Origin of the sequence: Halomonas organivorans (genome assembly GCF_014192055.1) — a bacterium.
Taxonomy (GTDB): domain Bacteria; phylum Pseudomonadota; class Gammaproteobacteria; order Pseudomonadales; family Halomonadaceae; genus Halomonas; species Halomonas organivorans.
Genome location: NZ_JACHXM010000045.1, coordinates 1 through 18938 on the forward strand (window position 1 = coordinate 1; position 18938 = coordinate 18938).

15 protein-coding genes and 1 tRNA gene are annotated in these 18938 nt (G+C 64.0%); 3 read left to right on the forward strand and 13 right to left on the reverse strand.

Going from position 1 to position 18938, the window contains the following annotated elements; translation table 11 throughout:
* The 4 genes from FHR96_RS21110 to FHR96_RS21125 all read right to left on the reverse strand — a co-directional run.
* Positions 1–740: retention module-containing protein (locus FHR96_RS21110; RefSeq protein ID WP_246393076.1), on the reverse strand; the 740-nt coding region annotated here is incomplete at its 3' end.
* An 80-nt stretch (positions 741–820) separates the two neighbouring features.
* Positions 821–2248: an HlyD family type I secretion periplasmic adaptor subunit gene (locus FHR96_RS21115; RefSeq protein WP_183389691.1), complete on the reverse strand. Its 1428-nt coding sequence runs from the start codon at positions 2246–2248 to the stop codon at positions 821–823.
* On the reverse strand, positions 2245–4416 hold the full coding sequence (locus FHR96_RS21120; RefSeq protein ID WP_343066392.1) for a type I secretion system permease/ATPase: 2172 nt from the start codon (positions 4414–4416) through the stop codon (positions 2245–2247). The genes FHR96_RS21115 and FHR96_RS21120 overlap by 4 nt, the downstream gene beginning before the upstream one ends.
* Positions 4417–4486: 70 nt before the next feature.
* Positions 4487–6376, reverse strand: a complete 1890-nt coding sequence (locus FHR96_RS21125) for a TolC family outer membrane protein (protein ID WP_183389692.1) — start codon at positions 6374–6376, stop codon at positions 4487–4489.
* An 808-nt stretch (positions 6377–7184) separates the two neighbouring features.
* Here FHR96_RS21125 and greB point away from each other — a divergent pair.
* Positions 7185–7718, forward strand: coding sequence for a transcription elongation factor GreB (greB, locus tag FHR96_RS21130; RefSeq protein ID WP_183389693.1), 534 nt, complete (start codon positions 7185–7187; stop codon positions 7716–7718).
* A gap of 82 nt (positions 7719–7800) precedes the next feature.
* Here the strand turns inward: greB and FHR96_RS21135 are convergent, their stop codons facing one another.
* The gene (locus FHR96_RS21135; protein WP_183389694.1) at positions 7801–8517 is read right to left on the reverse strand and encodes an SIMPL domain-containing protein; all 717 of its coding nucleotides are present in this window, start codon (positions 8515–8517) and stop codon (positions 7801–7803) included.
* A gap of 369 nt (positions 8518–8886) precedes the next feature.
* On the opposite strand from FHR96_RS21135, the gene FHR96_RS21140 reads away from it, so the two are divergent.
* The gene (locus tag FHR96_RS21140; RefSeq protein ID WP_183389695.1) at positions 8887–9264 is read left to right on the forward strand and encodes an EF-hand domain-containing protein; all 378 of its coding nucleotides are present in this window, start codon (positions 8887–8889) and stop codon (positions 9262–9264) included.
* A gap of 155 nt (positions 9265–9419) precedes the next feature.
* Here the strand turns inward: FHR96_RS21140 and FHR96_RS21145 are convergent, their stop codons facing one another.
* Together FHR96_RS21145 and FHR96_RS21150 are read right to left on the reverse strand one after the other, a co-directional pair.
* A complete protein-coding gene (locus tag FHR96_RS21145; RefSeq protein WP_183389696.1) occupies positions 9420–10412 on the reverse strand; it encodes a methyltransferase in 993 nt (330 codons plus the stop codon).
* Complete coding sequence (locus FHR96_RS21150) at positions 10409–11209, reverse strand: methyltransferase domain-containing protein (RefSeq protein ID WP_183389697.1); 801 nt, start codon at positions 11207–11209, stop codon at positions 10409–10411. The genes FHR96_RS21145 and FHR96_RS21150 overlap by 4 nt, the downstream gene beginning before the upstream one ends.
* A 112-nt stretch (positions 11210–11321) precedes the next feature.
* On the opposite strand from FHR96_RS21150, the gene FHR96_RS21155 reads away from it, so the two are divergent.
* Positions 11322–11398: transfer RNA gene (locus tag FHR96_RS21155), tRNA-Arg, on the forward strand.
* Between the two features lie 6 nt (positions 11399–11404).
* Here FHR96_RS21155 and FHR96_RS21160 read toward each other — a convergent pair.
* The 6 genes from FHR96_RS21160 to FHR96_RS21185 form a co-directional block, all read right to left on the reverse strand.
* Entirely contained in the window at positions 11405–13339 is a 1935-nt protein-coding gene (locus FHR96_RS21160; RefSeq protein WP_183389698.1) for a sensor domain-containing diguanylate cyclase, read from the reverse strand.
* Between the two features lie 278 nt (positions 13340–13617).
* Positions 13618–14640 carry a hypothetical protein gene (locus tag FHR96_RS21165; RefSeq protein ID WP_183389699.1) on the reverse strand — a complete coding sequence of 341 codons (1023 nt, stop codon included), beginning with the start codon at positions 14638–14640 and terminating at the stop codon, positions 13618–13620.
* Positions 14641–14735: 95 nt separating this feature from the next.
* Positions 14736–15824 carry a porin gene (locus tag FHR96_RS21170; protein ID WP_183389700.1) on the reverse strand — a complete coding sequence of 363 codons (1089 nt, stop codon included), beginning with the start codon at positions 15822–15824 and terminating at the stop codon, positions 14736–14738.
* Positions 15825–16298: 474 nt separating this feature from the next.
* Positions 16299–17369 carry a ProQ/FINO family protein gene (locus FHR96_RS21175; protein ID WP_246393075.1) on the reverse strand — a complete coding sequence of 357 codons (1071 nt, stop codon included), beginning with the start codon at positions 17367–17369 and terminating at the stop codon, positions 16299–16301.
* Positions 17370–17442: 73 nt separating this feature from the next.
* Positions 17443–17982 carry a dihydrofolate reductase gene (locus tag FHR96_RS21180; RefSeq protein ID WP_183389701.1) on the reverse strand — a complete coding sequence of 180 codons (540 nt, stop codon included), beginning with the start codon at positions 17980–17982 and terminating at the stop codon, positions 17443–17445.
* Positions 17979–18833 carry a thymidylate synthase gene (locus tag FHR96_RS21185; RefSeq protein WP_183389704.1) on the reverse strand — a complete coding sequence of 285 codons (855 nt, stop codon included), beginning with the start codon at positions 18831–18833 and terminating at the stop codon, positions 17979–17981. The genes FHR96_RS21180 and FHR96_RS21185 overlap by 4 nt, the downstream gene beginning before the upstream one ends.
* Positions 18834–18938 lie beyond the last annotated feature (105 nt).

Consider the following 18938-nt stretch of genomic DNA (forward strand, 5'->3'; position numbering starts at 1 on the left):
ACCGGACGATTAAGCAGTTCATTACCGTCTTTGTCGGTGACTACCAAGGTATCGCCCACCTCGGTGCCGTCTTCCAGGGTGACCTGGGCGGTGACCGTGCCGTCGTCGCCGATCTCGTCCTGGCTGTAGGTGCCGTCCTCGCCGCTGCCGGTCAGCTCGACCGAGACCTGAGGCGAGGTGGTATCTTGATCATCGCTATCGTCGACGATCTCGTCCTGGCGGAAGGTGCCACTCTCACCGCTATCGGTCAGTGACAAGGCGCCGCCTTCACGCCATTCCAGCTCGTCACTGCGGCCATACTCATAATCATATTCCAGGGGATCCAGGTTCAAACGAATCCTGTCGACCCTCACGAAAGTATTCCCTTCATCTATCGAATTGGCCGAGTGGCCACCATCCGACGTTGATGTAGGGCTATTTCCGGAGTCGCGAAGCAATTGCTCGAATTGCTCATCCTCTCGACCGGCTTCGCTTTCTCCATTATCGGCTTCACGCTCAGTCTCTTGCTGGGACGCAAACGAGTCATTTCCGTGCTCAGCAGATAGCGTCACCTCACTACCTTCAGGCACCTCATACTGCACATTCTGGCCGTCTACCAGTACGAGGTATGCATCGCTGGCCGTCACGACCGTGTCACCGGGATTGATGGTATCTCCTTCATGGAGCCGGTGAAGCTGCCCGTTTTGATCCTTGATCCAAGCCTCGCCAGTGAGCGTTACAACCGTGACAGTGCCCTGCATGATTTCCACCTCATGATCCTTCAGTCGATAGATTCTCTTGAAGCCAACAGGAATCCCTGTGTTCTGTTATCTCTTGCCTATCAACGCTCACCCAGAGCGTTTCCCCAAGCCCGCAATACGGGTTTGAGCAGATACTGCATGACCGTGCGTTTCCCGGTCAGGATGTCCACCTGGGCCGTCATTCCGGGAATCACATCCAGCGCTTCATGGTCGCTGTCACCTTCCACGGTACGGACCTTGACCAGGTAGAAGGTGTTGCCCTCGTCATCGGTGATGGTATCGGGGCTGATATGCACCAGTTCGGCCTTAAGCCCGCCATAGATGGCAAAATCGTAGGCGGTTAGCTTGATGGTGGCGGGCTGACCGGGACGCAGGAAGGCGATGTCCTGGGGTGCGATACGCGCCTCGACCAGTAGGGTGTCATCGGTCGGCACGACCTCGACCACTTCCTGGCCCGGCTGGGCCACGCCGCCAATGGTGTTGATACCCAGCCGCTGCACGATGCCGTCCACCGGCGAGCGGATTTCGGCTAGCCGAACGCGGTCTTCGAGGCCCGCGCTGGACTCGTCGAGCGCCCCGAGATCGGCCAGCGTGCTCGACAGCTTATTGCGCCATTCGTTGCGCGCGTCGAGAGCGACCTCACGCAGCTTCGATTCGGCTTCATCGATTGCCGACTGCAGCCGCTCCACCTGTGCGGCCGCCTGATCACGTTGACCGCGAGCCTGGGTCACTTCCCGCTCCAGGCGAAGTACCTCGACCTCTGAGACCGCGCCGGAATTCAGTAGCGGCCGTGTAAGATTCAGCTCGCGGCCCGCCATGCCGAGTTCTCGAGCGGCGGTATCACGCCGTGATTGCGCCTCTTCGAGCTCTGCCCTGCGCTGAGCCAGCTGCTCCTGAAGGATGGTCTTTTGCTCATCCAGGGCCTCGAGATTGCTGCGATAGAGTTCACGCTCCTGAGCCACGATATCCGGGGCCTTTTCGACCAGCGCTGGCGATGGCGTGAACTCCGACTCGGACACCAGCGCGCGCAGCCGCTCAGCGCGAGCCTCGAGCGATTCGGCCTTGGCCCGGTTCTCACGGAAGTTGGCGAGAAAGCGCGTCGGGTCGATGCGCATCAGCAGTTCGCCCTTTTCCACGCGTTCGCCCTCGGCCACCAGAATCTCCTGAACCACTCCACCATCGAAGGACTGGACCTTCTGCAGCTGGCTGGACGGGATCACCCGACCGGTGCCTCGGGTCACCTCATCCAGTGGGGCGAAAACCGACCACAGGATCAGGGCCACCACGGCCAGCACGACCGTGTAGAGAAGCCAGCGGGCCCGCAGCGGTTCCTGCTGCAACCGCGCCCAGTCAGCATCGCTGGCCCAGTCACGATCGAGATGGGCCGAGGTCACGCGTCGCGCAAACAGGCGATCCATGAACGGCCGGAAGGGACGGCGCCCTACTCGCGAGAAACGCCCGATGGCTTCGAACCCCTGTTGCTCTGCACTTCGGGACGACTGGCTCATGCTCTCGCCCTCCCGACCTTTCCGGTGCGCAAGGCCTCGAGCACCTTGTCCCGAGGGCCATCGGCCACCACCTTGCCGGCATCCAACACCACGATGCGATTCACCAATGGCAGCAGCGAAGTCCGATGGGTGATAACGATCATCGTCTTGCCCTCGACAGCCTCCTGCAGATGCCCCTTCAGCGCCTCCTCGGACGAGTGATCCATGGCGCTCGAGGGCTCATCGAACAGGAAGATCGGCGGATCATGGATCAGGGCACGGGCAATGGCGACCTGCTGACGCTGGCCACCGGAGAGACGCTGGCCGCGCTCGCCGACCTCGAGATCCAGTCCTGAGGGATGGCCATTCACCAACGAATCGAGGCCACTGAGACGAATCGCACGCAACAGCGCCTGGTCATCGATGCGGTCATTGCCGGCACCGGCGGCGATGTTGTCGCGCAGTGTGCCCTGGAACAGCGTCACGTCCTGGGGCACATAGCCAAAGTGGCGGCGTAGCTGAGCGGGCTCGAACTGCCGGATATCGACCCCGTCCAGTCGCACCCCACCCGAGGTTGGCTCATAGAGCCCCAGCAGCAACTTGTGAAGGGTGGTCTTGCCACATCCCACTTGCCCAAGAACAGCCACTTTCTCGCCCGCCTTGATGGACAGGGATACGTCACGCAGGGCATCGCGCTGTTCGTCGGGATAGCGAAAACTGGCGTGGTCCAACGCCAGATCGCCGCGCACGATGGGGCGGTCGATAAAGGATTGCCCCTCCGACCGCTCGACAGGCAGCGCCATCATGCCATCCAGCGCCTCCAGGGCCGTAGAGGCCTGGTGATATTGCGCCAGCAGGGCGGCAGCCTGACTGACCGGCGCCATGGCGCGCGAAGACAGCATATAGGCGGCGATCAATCCCCCCTGCGTCAGCTCGCCGTCGACGATCAGGTAGACGCCGATGATGATGATCACCACCGCCACGCTGTGCTGAGCCCATTGCGCCACACTGGTCACTGACGAGCTGACCAGACGCAGCTGAGCGTTTGCCCGGGAAAGGAAAGCCGAAGCCCGCTCCCAGATGCCCTGTACCCGACTTTCGCCGCGCAGAGCCTTGAGGGTTTCAAGCTGGGAGATGGACTCGACGAGCGTTGCATTACGTCGCCCACTCGCCTCCTGGGTGGCCTGAGACAGCTCGTGCAACTTGCCTTGGGCGGAAAGGGCGTAGAGCAGCACGAAGGCAACGCCCACCAGCACCGGGATCACCAGCGCGGGGCCGATCAAGGCGATGATCGCCGCAAACATCAGCACGAAAGGCAGATCCACCAGCCCTACCACCGTCGCCGAACCGATGAAGGCCCGTACCGATTCGAACGATTGCAGCATCGAAGCGAAGGAACCGGTGGATGCCGGACGGGCCGCCATCCGCAGCCCCAGCACCTGACTCATCAGGGTCGAGGAGAGCTTGACGTCGGCCCGGCTGGCCGCCAGGTCCACGAAGGCGCTTCGCATCAGCCGCAGGGCCAGGTCGAAGCCAAGCACCACGAAGACACCGACCGCTAGAACCCAGAGTGTCTCGGTCGCATGGTTGGGCACGACCCGGTCATAGACATTGAGCACGAACAGCGGCATGGCAAGCGCAAAGATATTGATGACCACCGAGCCGGCAATCACGTCGCGGTACAGCCGACGATTCTCGCGAATCACGCCCCAGAACCAGTGCCGTCCTCGGGGACGCTGGACCTCCGGACCTGTGGCGTCGAAGTGAAACCGCGGACGCGCATAGATGGCCTGGCCGCTGAAGCTGGCCTGCAGTCCGTCAAGGTCGACTTCGGTCGCCGCTTCCCCGAGCTCGGGGAAGACGACCCGCGCCCGTCGCGCCTGCAGATCCAGGCCCAGCAGCACGCAGGCGCATCCCGGCTCGAGCAACAGCACGGCCGGAAACAGCTCGGGGTTGAGCTGCACCAGCCGCGACTTGACGAGCCGGGCCGACAGACCGGCCCGAGACGCGGCGCGCGGAAACACGCCGGGCGTCAGCCTGCCACTTTCCAGCGGCAGACCGGCCGTCAGGGCGTCACGGTTGACGTCATGCCCATGCACCCTGGCGACGGTCACCAAACACTCGAGCAGCTCATCGTCGAGCGAAGAGATCTCATCCGGCGTCTCTTCTATTACTGCCTGCTGTGTCACATGCACCTCGGTACTATTCGGCTCGCAAGGGCACTAGGGTGGTGCCGCGGGTCTGCTCCCCTTGACCCGCTCACTGGGCCGACACGGAGGCGCCGGAATCTTCCAGCGTGATGTCCACGCGTCGATTCCGCTGACGTCCGTCCACGGTGGCATTGCTGGCCACGGGTTGCCGGGAACCGAAGCCCTGCGCCTGGATCAGCGCAGCCGGCACGCCCTGGGTCACCAGGTAGTCGCCTACGCTTTCGGCGCGCCGCCGGGACAGCGGTTCGTTCACCGCGTCAGTGCCGGTGGCATCGGCATGGCCGGCGATGACGACGCGCGTCAGGTCGTCCCGGCCACGAATCCGCTCGGCGAGCGTTCCAAGCTCTTGCCGCGCTTCAGGGCTGAGAGTGGCGCTGCCCGGAGCGAACAGGGTGTCCGCCGAGAGCGTCACATCAGGCGTATCGGGCGTGATCGGAGAGGCCGTCCGGGTGAAATCCTCGAGCGTGTAGCCAGACGGTCCAGGCGCCGGACAGACGGTATCGGCATCGAGAGTGACACCGTCACTGCCCAGCTCGTCGAGAGTCGGCATATCGTCCCGGCGCACGTCCAGCACTTGCATCAGCTGCCCCATGACTGCCAGGGTCCGGGCATCGGCCAGCGCCACGTCATACTGTGCGTTGACATAGGCACGACTGGCATCGAAGTACTCGTTCTCGGTGTCCAGCACGTCCAGGAGGCTTCGCTGTCCGATATCGAACTGCTGCTGATAGGCCCGACGCACCCGATTGGTCGACACGCGATGCTCATTCAGGTACCGCAGCTGCTCGCGCAGGCGCCGGGTGTCGTTGTAGGCCACCTGGGTGGTCTGGCGGATATCCACGCAGGCCTTCCTGCGCAGGTCGATGGCCTGCTCGACCCGCTCGCTGGCGGCACGATAGCTGGCCAGATCGCTGCCCCCACGGTAGAGGTTCATGCTCGCCACCAGCTCGACGCTGTGACGATCCTGGCGGCGATCGAGATCCTGCAGGGACGTGGAATTACTGTCTCGATAGGTGCCCGACCGCGCCACCAGGTCGAGCTGGGGATGAAACGCCGATGTCGTGCCTTGTCGCTCGGCACGAGAGGCTTCAATGTCTTCGATCGCGGCATGGAAGTCCGGGTTGCCCTGAAACGCCAGCTCCAAGGCACGAGAAACGTCTCCGGGCAGGCGATCGCCAAACGTGGGTGCCGAGGCCAGCTCGGCCGCGGGCAGCTCGCCGACGATACGCTGGTAGCGCACCGTCACATCGTGAAGGTTCGAGGCTTCGGTCATCAGGTTGGACTCGGCCAGTGCCAGGCGACCGCTGATCTGCTCGAGGTCCACCCCGCGCCCGGCCCCGGACAGCGTCCTGTCCTCGACCTGATTGAATACCTCCAGGTGCTTGCGGTAATTGGCCTGCGCCAGCCCCACCAGCTCCCGGTATCGTTGCACATCCAGGTAGGCCCTGACCGCCTCGAGCGCCACGTCTTCGCTGGCACCGAGCAGCTCGTAGTAACGCACCAGCTGCGCACGATCCAGACGCTCCACGTCGCTGCTGGTGGCGAAACCGTCATAGAGCATCTGGGTCAGGGTGACTTCGGCATAGTCGGTGTCGTAGCTGCCACGGTTGTCAAACTCGCGGTCCGCTCGCCCCGTGCCAGCGGCGACATCGATACTTGGCAGGTAATTACCCCAGGCGGCACGGCGATCCTGACCGGCAGCCTGGAACTCTTGCCACGCGGCCTGCACCTCAGGGTTCGTGGTGATCGCTTCCTGAACCGTGGCGCGGAGATCTGTCGAACCGGTTGACGACAGACCCGAGGGCAAGACAGGAGACTGGGCAAACGCCGACGGCGCCAAGACCGATGCCGCTCCGGCCAACACCCCAGCGGAAAACAAACGTTTAATTAACGATAAAGACAGACCACCACGCACGGTGCGCCCTGCGCATCGAGACATTTCATCACCTTGCTTTTAAAGTGGAGGATAAAAAGCTCGCACCCCTTCCTTGAGAGAAAAGGGGGACTTTTTGCATTTCTTGGATAATTTTCGAAGGTGATGCTAACACTGAAAAAAAACGAATTAAATTCCACTAACATTATGCTTGTAATATATACCTTACATGTTGCGTAAGACATATATTAATATAATGTGAGACATTTCTTAACATATGTAGGAAATGTATTGGCTGGCAGTTTATGCACAAACAAGCATGTGCATCTGCGGCAGTTCTGGACAAGAGATGTCAGGGGCAGGCGACCGGTCGCCAAACATTATCGGCAGGCACGATCACCACTTTAATGCCGCCGGTCGAAAAAGCTCAGCGTCATATATGAAACTCCCATGGTCACGCGTCACGCGCTGCAAAACAACCGGAGGCAGATACTTCAGTGGCGGGCATCCGAGGTGCGTGCCATTGCCGCCACCTCCGGGCGACTTCCCGCCACCGTAGGGTTAATATTGCTGGATTCCATGGTTCCCGCTTGCGGATGCCGTGATCACCGTCCGGGGCAACGGTATGGGCCCCGCTTCAGAGACGGCGGGAGGGCAACCCGGCCAAGTCTTCGCTGCCGATTCGGTAGGCAACGTCTCGACCCACGATGACCGACACGACGCACCGGGGAGAGGCACCGCACCGTGGCCGACGCTGGCATGGCGCGGTCCATCGACGCCAGGGCGCCCGCTGCCCCGCAACAGGCCGCCGGATTGTCGCCTTCCCTCGCCTTGGCGTATCTTGCCCGTGTTATTCACCAGGAGACCGTCCCCGATGAAGGGTCGCAACATGACGCGCTGGCGGGATCCGGCCAAGGATCCGCGCCAGGAGCCCAAGAGCAACCTGATCACCGCCGAGGGAGCCGAGCGGCTACGCGGCATCCTCGATCACCTGTCGCGGGTCAAGCGCCCCGCCCTCTCGACCAAGGTGGGCGAAGCCGCCGCGCTGGGCGACCGCAGCGAGAACGCCGACTACACCTACAACAAGAAGGAACTCAACCGGGTGATCGCCCGAATTCGCTACCTGACCAAGCGACTCGACGAGCTCCAGGTGGTGGACCGGCTGCCAGAGGAAACCGACCGGGTGTTCTTCGGCGCCTTCGTCACCCTGGAAGACGAGAACGGCGAGGAGATGCAGCTGCGCATCGTCGGCCACGACGAGACCGACACCACCAAACGCTGGATCAGCGTCGATGCACCGCTGGCCAAAGCGCTACTCGGCAAGCACCTGGACGACGAGGTAAGCGTGGCCGCACCGGGGGGTGAGACCTGCTACGTCATTACCGACATCGACTACCGCCGGCCTTAAGGAAGCATTGAATCGATTGGCGAGCGCCTTAGGCGCCCGCAGCGAAGACACTGGTGCCGCGTTTCCCCATGGTGACACCTGCCTATTCCTCGAGGGCATAGTCGATGGTGGTCACCACCCGCACTCGCTTGACGTCCGGGGTATAGCTGTCGAGATCCTCGATCGAGAAGTACCCCTGGCTGGCCCGCTGGATGGCCCCCACCTGACTGCCGGAATCCTCGGCGAACTGCTCGGCGGCACGACGCGCATCGGCAGTGGCCGCGGCGATCATGTCGGGCTTGATGCCTTCCAGTCCGGTGAACAGGAACTCGGTGCGATACTGGTAATTGGGCGACAGCAGCACGCCCTCGCGTACCAGGACGCCGGTCTCGGGTAGTGCCGCCTTGACCTCGGCGACCCGCGGCGTACGCACCAGCACCGTGGCCTCGGCGCGATAGCGCTCCTCGGGCGGCGCCTGTCCCCCGCTCTGCTCGGCCTGCAGGTCCCTGACGCTGGGCGGAGTGACACTGACGTGCTCTGCGTCGAACCCACGCTCATCAAGGAAGGCCCGGATCCGCTGCTCATCCTCCGCGAGTTCGGCCTGCAGGCGTTCCAGTCGGTTGGCGGTGACGCTGTAATGCAGCGGCCACAGCGCCATGTCGGCCGGCACCTGGCGCTCGGCCAGCCCCTTCACGGTGACCCGTCTGTCGGCCTGCTTCCAGGTCCGCGCAGCATCCTCGAGGTGACCGCCGCTCCACACCAGCCCGATCGCCAGCAGGGCTCCCAGCACCCCGGCTCCCAGTACACGCCCTTCCGACATGTCGCCGACCTCCTCCTTGACTGCCTGCAAGCAGACTAGCAGTCGCGGGATAGCCGCGGTAGCGGCACCCCTTGCACGGAACTACCGCCCGGCACTACCGCCAGGGCCAGACATCGTCGATGCTCGACGGCGACAGCGGAAAGCCCCCCAGCATCGGCGGTTCGGCCAAACGCCCCTTGCAGCGTCGCCCCACGCCGACGGTTTCGCTGCCTTTCGCGATGCCGGCCACGGTGTCACTACGCCACGAAATTTCATAACCTTCTGTTAAGAATGAAAAAACAAAGAGCATGGCATGAAGTTGGCTTCACTCTGGACAAGCGAGCCAACCGGCTCGTGGCATGCAAAGTGCGATAGCACAGGAGGAACATCATGCGGAAGGTACTGCTGAAGACCACCCTGCTCCCCCTCGCCCTGCTGTTCGGCGCCGGCGCCGCCGTCGCTGCCGACACCCCCGCCTTCGACGACCTGGACATCAATGGGGATGGCATGCTGAGCGCCGAGGAAGCGGTCGCTGTGGAAGGCCTGAACCTCGAGACGGCGGACACCGACGGCGATGGCGCCCTCAGTAGGGAAGAGTTCGAGGCCGCCAGCACCAGGACGTCAGGTGGCGCCGAGGGTTCATCCAGCATGGGGGGCTCAACCAATATGGGGAACTCATCCATGGAGGGCTCCTCCACGGGCGGCGCAACGATGGACGGCTCGACCACGGGCGGTGCAAGCCAGGAAGGCGCCACTACCTACGAATGATCTCTCCCATTGGCAGCCGGTTCGCCCGGCTGCCTGGTCTCCTGCAGAGGCCAGGGAAGACGTCTGGCGGTCGAGGACCGCCCTCTCTGCAACACCACCCGATACGACATGCAAGCCTGCCGGCGACGTTCGGCAGGCTCGTCTTTTCTCGGCCTTCAGTCGTGCGTCGCGGCGTAGACCCGAAAGCGACGATCGTCGGCTAGCACGTCGAAACGACCGAAGGTGCGTTCCAGCAAATCTGGATAGGGCAGGAAGGCGTTGGCCACCAGCACCAACCGGCCGCCCGGCCTCAGGTGAGCCGGCGCCTCGCGAATCAGCCGGCCGGCAGGGCCATAGTCGATGGCCCTCTCCTGGTGGAAGGGCGGATTGCTGACGATGGCATCGAAACGCCGGTCCTCTAGCCCGGTGAAGACGTCGCCGGCCAGCACCTCACCTTTCACGTCGTTGGCCACCAGGGTGCGCCGCGTGGCTTCCACCGCGAAACCGTTGACGTCGATGGCAGTGGTCGCCAGGCCACGACGCGCCAGCCAGGCGGCGAGAACGCCGTCACCGCATCCCATGTCGAGCACGTCACCCTTGGAAGGCAGCACATCGGGCAAGCGTTCGAGCAGCAGCCGGGTACCCTCGTCCAGCTTGCCGTGGCCGAATACGCCGGGATGGCTGGCCAGGCTCAGCCCTTCCGCTTCGAACGATGTCCAGGCCGCATCGGGGTCGATACCGACTCGATCGAGCCGCGACGCGAACAGGGTACAGCGGCGTGCGCTATCGACCTTTCGGCAGCCCAGTCCCAGCGCCGCCAGTACCTTGAGCACCCGCTTGATGCCTCCCTGGTTCTCGCCGACCACCTGTAGCGGAGTGCCCACCGGCAGCCGGGCACACAGCCACAGCAGCCACCACTCGCCCAGCGCATGAGCCTTGGGCCAGAAAAGCACCACGCCGGGCGGCACCGGAGGCGCGTCGTCCGCGAAAGGCGAAAAAGCGGGCCGGTCACGCGCACGCCAGGCATCCAGCACGATCTGGTCGCCAGCAAGCAGCATCCCTTCCCCGCCCTCCAGCCAGGCATCGCGGGGCGGCGCTACCCACAGCCAGCCGCGGTAGTCGGCATCCTGGCGCTGCAACAGCTGGCAAACGGGGGTCTCGGCGTTCATGGGGAAGACTCCTCGGGTCGAATCAGGGTATAGAGCAGATAGCGGCCCAGCCGCCAGTGAGGCTCGGCGCGGCAGTACCGCCACTCCAGCTCGAGCAGAGTCTCCCGCCCAACCTCGTCCTGCGGCGGCTGGCGCAGGTAATCGTGAAAAACGCGCACGCCGGCCGTGGCGCGCATCTCGAGCCCCGCTTCGGCGGCCCAGGCAGTGATCTGCTCGTGGGTCAGCGGCGAGATGGGCGTCAGGCGCTTGCGCTGGCCCTTGCCCTCCAGCCGGTCGGCCAACGCCTTCTCCAGGTTGCCCTTGACCACGTTGGACAGACGCAGCGCATCGCGATTGAAGACCATCAGCGACAGCTGGCCTCCCGGGGCCAGCAGGCCGGCCAATGTGGCGAACGCCGCGCGGGGATCGCCGAGCCACTCGAGCACGGCATGACAGGTAATCAGCGGCCAGGGCCCCGGCGCCTCGTTCGGCAGGGCCTGCAAGGGGGTCTCGAGATAGCGCACCGAGCGACCCTGCAGCTGCGCCTGGGCGCGCTCGAGCATCTCGCCGGCAGGCTCGCAAAGCATGACGTCATGGCCCCGATCGGCGAACCAGCCAGCCAGTTGGCCAAGCCCGCCGCCCACCTCCAGCACCGGCTGGCCGTGGAGCTCGAGCATCTCCGGCAGCAGGCGATCCAGCAGTGCCAGGCGCAACTCGCCGCGCAGTCCGCCATACAGGCTAGAGGCGAACTTGTCGGCCAAGCCATCGAAGTGGCGATCGCCCGCCGGCGAGAGATAGGAAGGAACAGGATCAGACATGCCAGGCGCCGATTGCATCGAAGGCGTCCATTCTAACCGCTACGCGGCGCCGACGGCATGCCGACGACGACTTTATCTTGCCCGCTCAGGCGCTTATAATACCGCCCGGTTCGCCCCTATAGCTCAGCTGGATAGAGCGTCCCCCTCCTAAGGGGAAGGTCTCAGGTTCGAATCCTGATGGGGGCGCCACCTGCCTCATGGCGCATCATAAGAAGCAACGATCCGGTTGCGCCCCATACGCTTGGCCCGGTAGCTGGCCGTATCGGCTCGTTCGATGACCGTGGCAATGCGTTGGTCCCCTTCCAGAAAGCTCGTCAGGCCAAGACTCAGCGTCACCCTGAACTCGCGTCCCTGATGCATGACCCCGATCTCCCCCACCAGACGAACGAGGGCCTGGGCCACCTTGTCGGCCTGGTCGGACGTACAGCTCGGCAGCAGGACCGCGAACTCATCGCCACCCTGACGAGCCACATGATCGTTGCGGCGAACCTCCCAGGCGACCACCTGGGCGATCCGCCGCAGCATCTCGTCGCCAAGCGCATGGCCGCCTTCATCGTTGATCGGCTTGAAATGATCCAGATCGAAGAGAATCAATGACGAAGGGGTACCGGTCTTGCGCCAGTCAGCCAGGGCCTCTTCGAGACGGCGCTCGAAGCCCCGGCGATTAAGCAGCCCGGTCAGCGGGTCATGCTCCGCTTCCCACTGGCGCAGCGCCTCTTCCTCATGCCGCTGGGTGATGTCCTTGACGGTGCCCACGAAGCCGATGCCACGCTCCCCTATCGCGACACGACGCGCATGCACCTCGAGCCACAGCAACTCTCCTCCTCGTCGATGAAATCGATACTGCTGGAGAAAGTCCTCTCCGCTCGACATGCTGAAATGCCACAGGTCCAGCGCCGCCTGACGATCATCCCGATGGATATAGCGCATCCACTCGCCCTGGCGCCTTTCGGCCTCCGAGATACCGACCAGATCGGCCAGCGCCGGATTCATGTAGGTGATATCTCCCCGGGTATCGGTCACGAACATGCCGGCGGGCGAACTGGCGAGAATCGCGTCCAGGAAGGCCTGGCGATCCTCCAGGCGAGCCAGGGCACGACTGCGCTCGACCTCGACCCGATTGAAGGTCTCGGCCACCTGATGGAGCTCGTGCATGCGGGTATTCAGCGACACGCGGGCGCGTCGCCTTCTCCCGACCTCCTCGATCTGGGCCTCCAGGTGAAGCAGGGGGCGCAGCGTCAACCACAGCAGCCAACCGACCAACGGCAGCAGCCCAATGGCGAGCAGCAGCACATCCCGCTGGAGCCGGCCCAGCAAGTCGCGCAGGGGCGACAGCAGTTGCTCATCCGGCAGGGCGACACCGACGATCCAGCCCGCCGGCCAGATCTGACGGTAGGCCTGATAGGCCATCTGGCCCGACAATAGAGGCCCCCGGGACTCGCCCTCCCAGCCGAGCAGGGCACGGTTCAGGGAAGCATTTACCGCTGGCCCGGGAACCGGCGCCAGAATCCGTTCACGATCGGGGTGATAGAGGAAGGTCCCGTCGGCCGTCATCACCGCAGCGAAGCCCTCTCGCCCCAGGCGTAGCCGGCTCAAGCGATCGAAGAATCCACCACCGTGAAGCTTGACGATGCCTCCCACCAGCCCTTCGAAACGCCCCTGCGGGCCGAGGCGCGGCGCCACGAACACGACTTCGGGATCACCCGATACCCGCCCGATGATGGCACCACTGACGCGGGGGCGACGAAAGGAGCGGACATCACGGAAATACTCTCGATCCCCGATGGTCACGCCCTCTAGACGTCGATGGTTAGGCCATGCCGCCTTGATCTTGCCTCCCACATCGGTCACGAAGAGACCGTCGAACCATTCGATCAGGGCATCGTTGTAGCGCAGTTCATCGGCAAGCCTTGGCTCGTCAGGCCGACGCCGTGACTCGAGCCTTCCCGCCAATCGCTGCAGCGCGGCCAGGCGATTCTCGATCTGGTGCGTCAGGTCATCGGCAATCAGTTGGGCCTCGTAGCGCAGATGGGTGTGCGTCGAGTCCTCGAGCAGCGTCTTGCCCGACCGCCACCCCACGCCCAGCACCAGGGCCAGGACCAGGATCCAGGTCGCGATCAACCCCAGCATCAGTCGCCCCTTCAGCGACAAGGCCTGTCGAAGGTAGCTCGAAGGACGAAACGGCACGCGTCACCCATGGAGTTATGAGGTTCTACTCACTGTATCAGTCAATACTAAATTCAGCAGCTCGATCTCCCTGCCGACCTATCGAGTTTGGCTGACGTGGCACTCCCAGTATGGGCGAGTGCGATATGGCATCGATGAAGCGCCTTGAACGATGCGGCAAGGCAACCATGCCATGGCGGGGCTAGAGAATGACGGGGCGCCTTCAGGCGCCCCGTTCCGGTTCAACGCTTTTCGACGCGCAACTCGTAGTTGTTGACGCCCGACATGGCGGAGCCGAACTGCTGGCCTTGCACGCGGATCCGGTAGCGCCCCGGCGCCAGCTCGGTGGTCAACTCGACGTCACCGTCGAAGCCCTGGCCGGCGCCCTCGGCGACCACGCGGCCCGAGTCGTCCAGCACCTCGAGTTCGATCCGATAGGTGTCCTCGTAGCCGGTCGGATAGGTAGAGGTGGTAATCGTCACACTGCCACGCTCGGCCATGTTGAAGGTCAACACCTCCCCGCGGGCGCGGATCTTCACATCGGTGACGATGGTGCCGACACCCGACGGGCCCTGCTGTTCGCCGGCCACTGGCGCCGGCTCGCGCGGTTCGTCGGAAGCCGGCTCGGCGGATGCCATCGATTCGCTCGCCCGTGGCGCGTCGGCCGTCGCCGCAGCCCCGGCCCCACCGCCCAGGGTCGCCACCGTATCTTCACCACGCACGAACACCGAGGTGCCGCCCTGGTGGTTCTTGCCGGTGAAGAAGAAACCCTCGCCGTCGCTGACGCTATCGTCAACGACTCGGCCCTGCTCGTCCAGGCCGGCCACATGCACGGAATAGCCGTCGCCGCCGCGACCGCGGGTGCCGAAGCGCTGGGCCTCGACCCGCAGCACATAGTCGCCGGGCGCCAGCTGCTGGCGCATCTCCAGGCCACCGTTCTGCCCCAGCGCCTCGCTACGTGCGATCACATTGCCCTGGGCATCTTCCAGTACGGCGGCGATGCGGTAGTCGTCCGCATAGCCGGCATTCACTCGGCTGGTGAAACGATACTGCCCAGCCTCGGTCACGGTGAAGTCATGGGCGTTGACGCTGCCGAACAGGAAGCTGCGGCTATGTGCATCGGTTTCGGCGTTGAAGAACCCCGTCAGGTCCAGCGACTTGCCTTCCTCGCGGAAGCGCTCCTCCATTTCGCTGGCCACCGCCGGCAGGCTGGCCAGCGTGATACCCAAGGCCAGCAGCCCCGTGGTCACAATCGGCGTTTTCATGAAACCTCGCTCGCAGTCATGCAATGAAAAAAGCCGACCCCGTGGGATCGGCTTTCGATGTTCAACCCTCTTGCAGGATACTCCTGCGAGCGGGATCAGAACAGGTAGGTCACACCCACGGCGGCGCCGTCACCTTCGTCGTTGTCACGATCGTAGGTGGCCAGTTCGGCCCAGGTGTACATGGCGTCGGAGATGTTGTAAGTCGCGCCAACGATGACTTCGTTGTAGCTCGCGTCTTCATCTTCATCGTTCGGGTAATCGCCGCTGGTAGCGTCGTCGATGGTGTCGCCGAAGTCGCCGGCGCCCACGTCGACGTACTGGTAGGCAGCGTAGATGTCACCCATGCCATAGCCGTAGCGAGCACCGATGCCGTAGCGGTTGACGTCGTCGAACAGCTCGTCTTCGTCAGCCTCGAAACGCTCGGCCTTCAGGGCAACGCGCAGGTTGTTCCAGGTGTACTGGCCGGTGATGCCGTACATGTCGCCGGCTTCGAATTCTTCACCGGTGGACTGGAGGGTAGCGTCGTAGATGTCCAGGTTGTCGTAGACCGCGGCGATGGAGAAGCCACCGACGGTGTACTTGGCACCACCGAAGAAGGAGGCGCGGCCGTCAGCTTCGACACCGTCGAAACGCTCTGCTTCACCGTCACCCTTGTACTGGGTACCGACGGCGAACTGCAGGCCGCTCAGGGACGGAGAGGTGTAGGTCAGCTTGTCGCCTTCGCGATCGCCGGTACCGTAGAAGTCGACGATGTCGCCGTTGGAGTCGCTGACATCGAAGAATTCGTTGTTGGAGATCGGGTCCTGGATCCAGTCGTCGATCAGCGGATCGTAGGAACCGAGGCGAACGTCACCGAAGTTGCCCTTCAGGCCGACGTAGGCCTGGTCACCGGCGTCGCGGCCAGCAACCTTGATTTCATCGGCCTTGAAGTCGTCGAACTCGAGCTTCATGTAGCCAACCAGGCCGTCGTAGATGACGTGCTCGGCGGCAAAGCCGAAGGTGGAACCGTTATCGCCCAGTTCGTCCTTGCTGTCGCTGTTCTCGTCCTGCAGGTTCCAGTAGGCGATCTGGATGTTGCCGTAGAGATCGAGCTTGGTACCGTCCTGGTTGTAGACGGTGGCGGCCTGGGCGCCGGAGGCGGCCATGGCACCGGCGATGGCAGTCGCTAACAGTGTCTTTTTCATTGCGATAATCCTTTTGACTAGCTTGCTGTTTCGATCGATGCCGCGCGCTCTTTTCGAGTCTCTGCGGCTGGCTTGCCGGTCTTGTTGCCGGTTCTCGTTGTTGCCGATCCCTCCCGGGAGGCGGCAGCAGCGAGCCTGACCACGGCGAAGCCTTGTTATAGTCCAATGCTCGCAGGAGGAACTCTATACCGTGATTCGCAGGAGCGCAACAAGAAAAAAACACTGTTTTCATTCGTTACACTACCCGATCGCGGAGCTTTCCCCTGCGATATGGCCTGGGCGCCTTCCCGGCGGGCCCGCCGTTGCTACTGGCGCCGAGCGCTGAAGGAGGCCCCACGGGACGGCCTTCTTCACCGCACGCTAAAACAGTAACGGACAGCGATGAGCCCGCTCATCATGCCCCGCCAATATGACGCTTTCAAGTCAAACGAACGATGGAACGACGTTCGGCCATCAACGCTCTCGGCCCGGCCTTCAACGGCCGTTGTGCCGCGCCATCAGCTCGCCCAGCTTGCGCTGGAGGCGCTGCTGGTCGGGCTCTTCCTCGACGGATGCCGTGCCGGCCGCCGTCGACACAGGCGGTGGGGTGTTGCGAGCGGGAACATCGCTGCGCCGTGCCGCCTTCGGGCGCGTTGCCGCCTCTCGCTTGTCCGCCACGCGCTTGGCCGGCTTGCCCTTGCGTCGGCGCTCCGCCTGCAGACGCTCGAGCTTCTTGCGGGCGTGTTCGGCGGCGCCGTGATCCACCTGGCCGGCGGGGGCACCGCTGAGATCGATGCGCTCGGCCCCCTCGCGTACCGACTTGAGGTAGCGCGGCAGATTGACGTAACAGGCCAGCGCGCGGCGAACCAGCTTTTCGGGCCAGGGTTCACGAGCGGCCAACTCCTCGTGGATGCCGACCTGGAGGGGCCGCGTATGCCCCTTGAAGAAGGTATCGGCGTAGCGCTGATACCACTCGGCAAGCAGGGCCTGTGGAGACGGCGGCTCGCCGATGGGCAGATCGCTCTGGGCAGGCGTGTCCTGCTGAGGGGTAGCTTCCCGGGGAGGCGATGGGGACTGGGAAGGCGATAGGGAGTGGGCGTCCTTGCTGTCCACCGAATCATCGCCGTCGGAGGGAACGGGGCGGTGATGGCCGATCAGTGCGGACAGTCCCTTCGCCTGTCGGTGGGGGCGCTGAAAGACCGGCGTCGGCCCCTCGCCATCGAGACGCGCCTGAAGCCGCTGGTTGTGGGCCTCGAGCTCGCGATTCTGCTCGTCGAGTTCACGATTCTCCTCGGCGAGCTCGAGCCTCGCGCCCTCGGACTCGATCAGCCGGGCCTCGAGTGCCTCGAGGCGAGCCTCCAGTTCGTGCTGACGAGCCTGCGCCGCCTCGGCTCGAGCCGTCGACTCGGCCTTGCTGGCTTCCAGGGTCTGTCGACCCTGCTCCAGCTCGGATAGCCGGGCCCGCAAAGCCTGATGTTGCACTCGCGCCTCGTGACGCATGTCCAGCAGGTCATCGATGCGCGATTCCAGCGCCGTCAACAGACGACTGGGGCGTTCCTCGATCAACTCCGGATCCTCCATGCATGCCCAAGGGGTGGCAACGGCCCTCCGGCGAGCCGCCGCCAGTCGTCAGTCTGTGTCACTCCGCTGCGTCTGGCAAACCCCGGCGACGATACTGGACGAAGTCATAGGCCGGCTGCCCTTCGGCAGGCCGGCCCGGCACGCGCTGGCACTCCTCCCACTCACGCTCGGCAAGCTCGGGGAAGCGGGCATCGCCCTCCACCTCGACGGCCACCTCGGTGAGGTACAGCCGGCTCGCCTTGGGCAGCGCCTGGGCGTAGATCTGACCGCCGCCCATCACCATGATCTCGTCGACGCCGTCGATGGTGGCCTGCTGGTCGGCCAGCGCCAGCGCCGCGTCCAGGTCGTGGCAGACGCGCACGCCCTCGGCCTGGAAGCCGGGGTCGCGTGTCACCACGATGTTGAGCCGCCCGGGCAGCGGTCGGCCGATGGATTCAAACGTCTTGCGCCCCATCACCAGCGGCTTGGCCTGTGTCATGCGCTTGAAGAACTTGAGGTCCTCGGGCAGGTACCAGGGCAGCTGGTTGTCCACGCCGATGACCCGGTTCACGGCCATGGCGGCGATCATCGCCACCGGAACGAAGGTCTCGTCGTTCATACGGCCACCTCCGCCTTGATGTGGGGGTGCGGATCATAGCCTTCGATGGCGATGTGCTCGAAGCGAAAGTCGAACAGGTTGGTGACGGAGGGTTCGAGCACCAGCCGCGGTGACGGCCTTGGCGCCCGAGAGAGCTGCTGTTCGGCCTGCTCCAGATGGTTCAGATAGAGGTGGGCATCGCCCAGGGTATGCACGAAGTCCCCCGGCTCGAGCCCCGCCACCTGGGCGATCATCTGCGTCAGCAGCGCATAGCTGGCGATATTGAAAGGCACGCCGAGGAAGATGTCAGCGCTGCGCTGGTAGAGCTGACACGACAGCTTGCCGTCGGCGACGTAGAACTGGAACAGACAGTGGCACGGCGGCAGCGCCATCTCGTCGACCAGCGCCGGATTCCAGGCCGACACGATCAACCGGCGCGAGCGCGGGTTGGCTCGCAACTGCTCCAGCAGGCCCTCGATCTGATCGACGTGGCCTCCGCGCGGATCCGGCCAGCTGCGCCACTGGTAGCCGTAGACCGGCCCCAACTCGCCGTTTTCATCGGCCCACTCGTCCCAGATGCGCACCCCGTTGGCCTTGAGGTAGGCGATATTGGTGTCACCGGCCAGGAACCACAGCAGCTCGTGGATGATCGAGCGCAGATGCAGCTTCTTGGTGGTGATCAGCGGAAAGCCCCGCGACAGGTCGAAGCGCATCTGATGACCGAACAGGGAACGGGTACCGACACCGGTGCGGTCATCGCGCTCCACGCCGCGCTCCAGCACGGCGCGCATCAGATCCAGATAGGGCTGTTCAAGGGCTGGCAGGGTCGAATCGGTCACGGCATCGTCGAGGCTGGGAAGTGAATCCCCCATTCTACACAGCGAAAGCTGGAAGCTGGAAGCTGGAAGCTGGAAGCTGGAAGCTGGAAGCTGGAAGCTGGAAGCTGGAAGCTGGAAGCTGGAAGCTGGAAGCTGGAA

Coding starts and splice junctions, on each gene's coding strand:
- FHR96_RS21140 (WP_183389695.1), top strand. CDS start 8,887: ATGCGGAAGGTACTGCTGAAGACCACCCTGCTCCCCCTCGCCCTGCTG.
- FHR96_RS21170 (WP_183389700.1), bottom strand. CDS start 15,824: ATGAAAAAGACACTGTTAGCGACTGCCATCGCCGGTGCCATGGCCGCC.
- FHR96_RS21125 (WP_183389692.1), bottom strand. CDS start 6,376: ATGTCTCGATGCGCAGGGCGCACCGTGCGTGGTGGTCTGTCTTTATCG.
- FHR96_RS21150 (WP_183389697.1), bottom strand. CDS start 11,209: ATGTCTGATCCTGTTCCTTCCTATCTCTCGCCGGCGGGCGATCGCCAC.
- FHR96_RS21115 (WP_183389691.1), bottom strand. CDS start 2,248: ATGAGCCAGTCGTCCCGAAGTGCAGAGCAACAGGGGTTCGAAGCCATC.
- FHR96_RS21165 (WP_183389699.1), bottom strand. CDS start 14,640: ATGAAAACGCCGATTGTGACCACGGGGCTGCTGGCCTTGGGTATCACG.
- FHR96_RS21145 (WP_183389696.1), bottom strand. CDS start 10,412: ATGAACGCCGAGACCCCCGTTTGCCAGCTGTTGCAGCGCCAGGATGCC.
- FHR96_RS21185 (WP_183389704.1), bottom strand. CDS start 18,833: ATGGGGGATTCACTTCCCAGCCTCGACGATGCCGTGACCGATTCGACC.
- greB (WP_183389693.1), top strand. CDS start 7,185: ATGAAGGGTCGCAACATGACGCGCTGGCGGGATCCGGCCAAGGATCCG.
- FHR96_RS21135 (WP_183389694.1), bottom strand. CDS start 8,517: ATGTCGGAAGGGCGTGTACTGGGAGCCGGGGTGCTGGGAGCCCTGCTG.
- FHR96_RS21160 (WP_183389698.1), bottom strand. CDS start 13,339: ATGCTGGGGTTGATCGCGACCTGGATCCTGGTCCTGGCCCTGGTGCTG.
- FHR96_RS21180 (WP_183389701.1), bottom strand. CDS start 17,982: ATGAACGACGAGACCTTCGTTCCGGTGGCGATGATCGCCGCCATGGCC.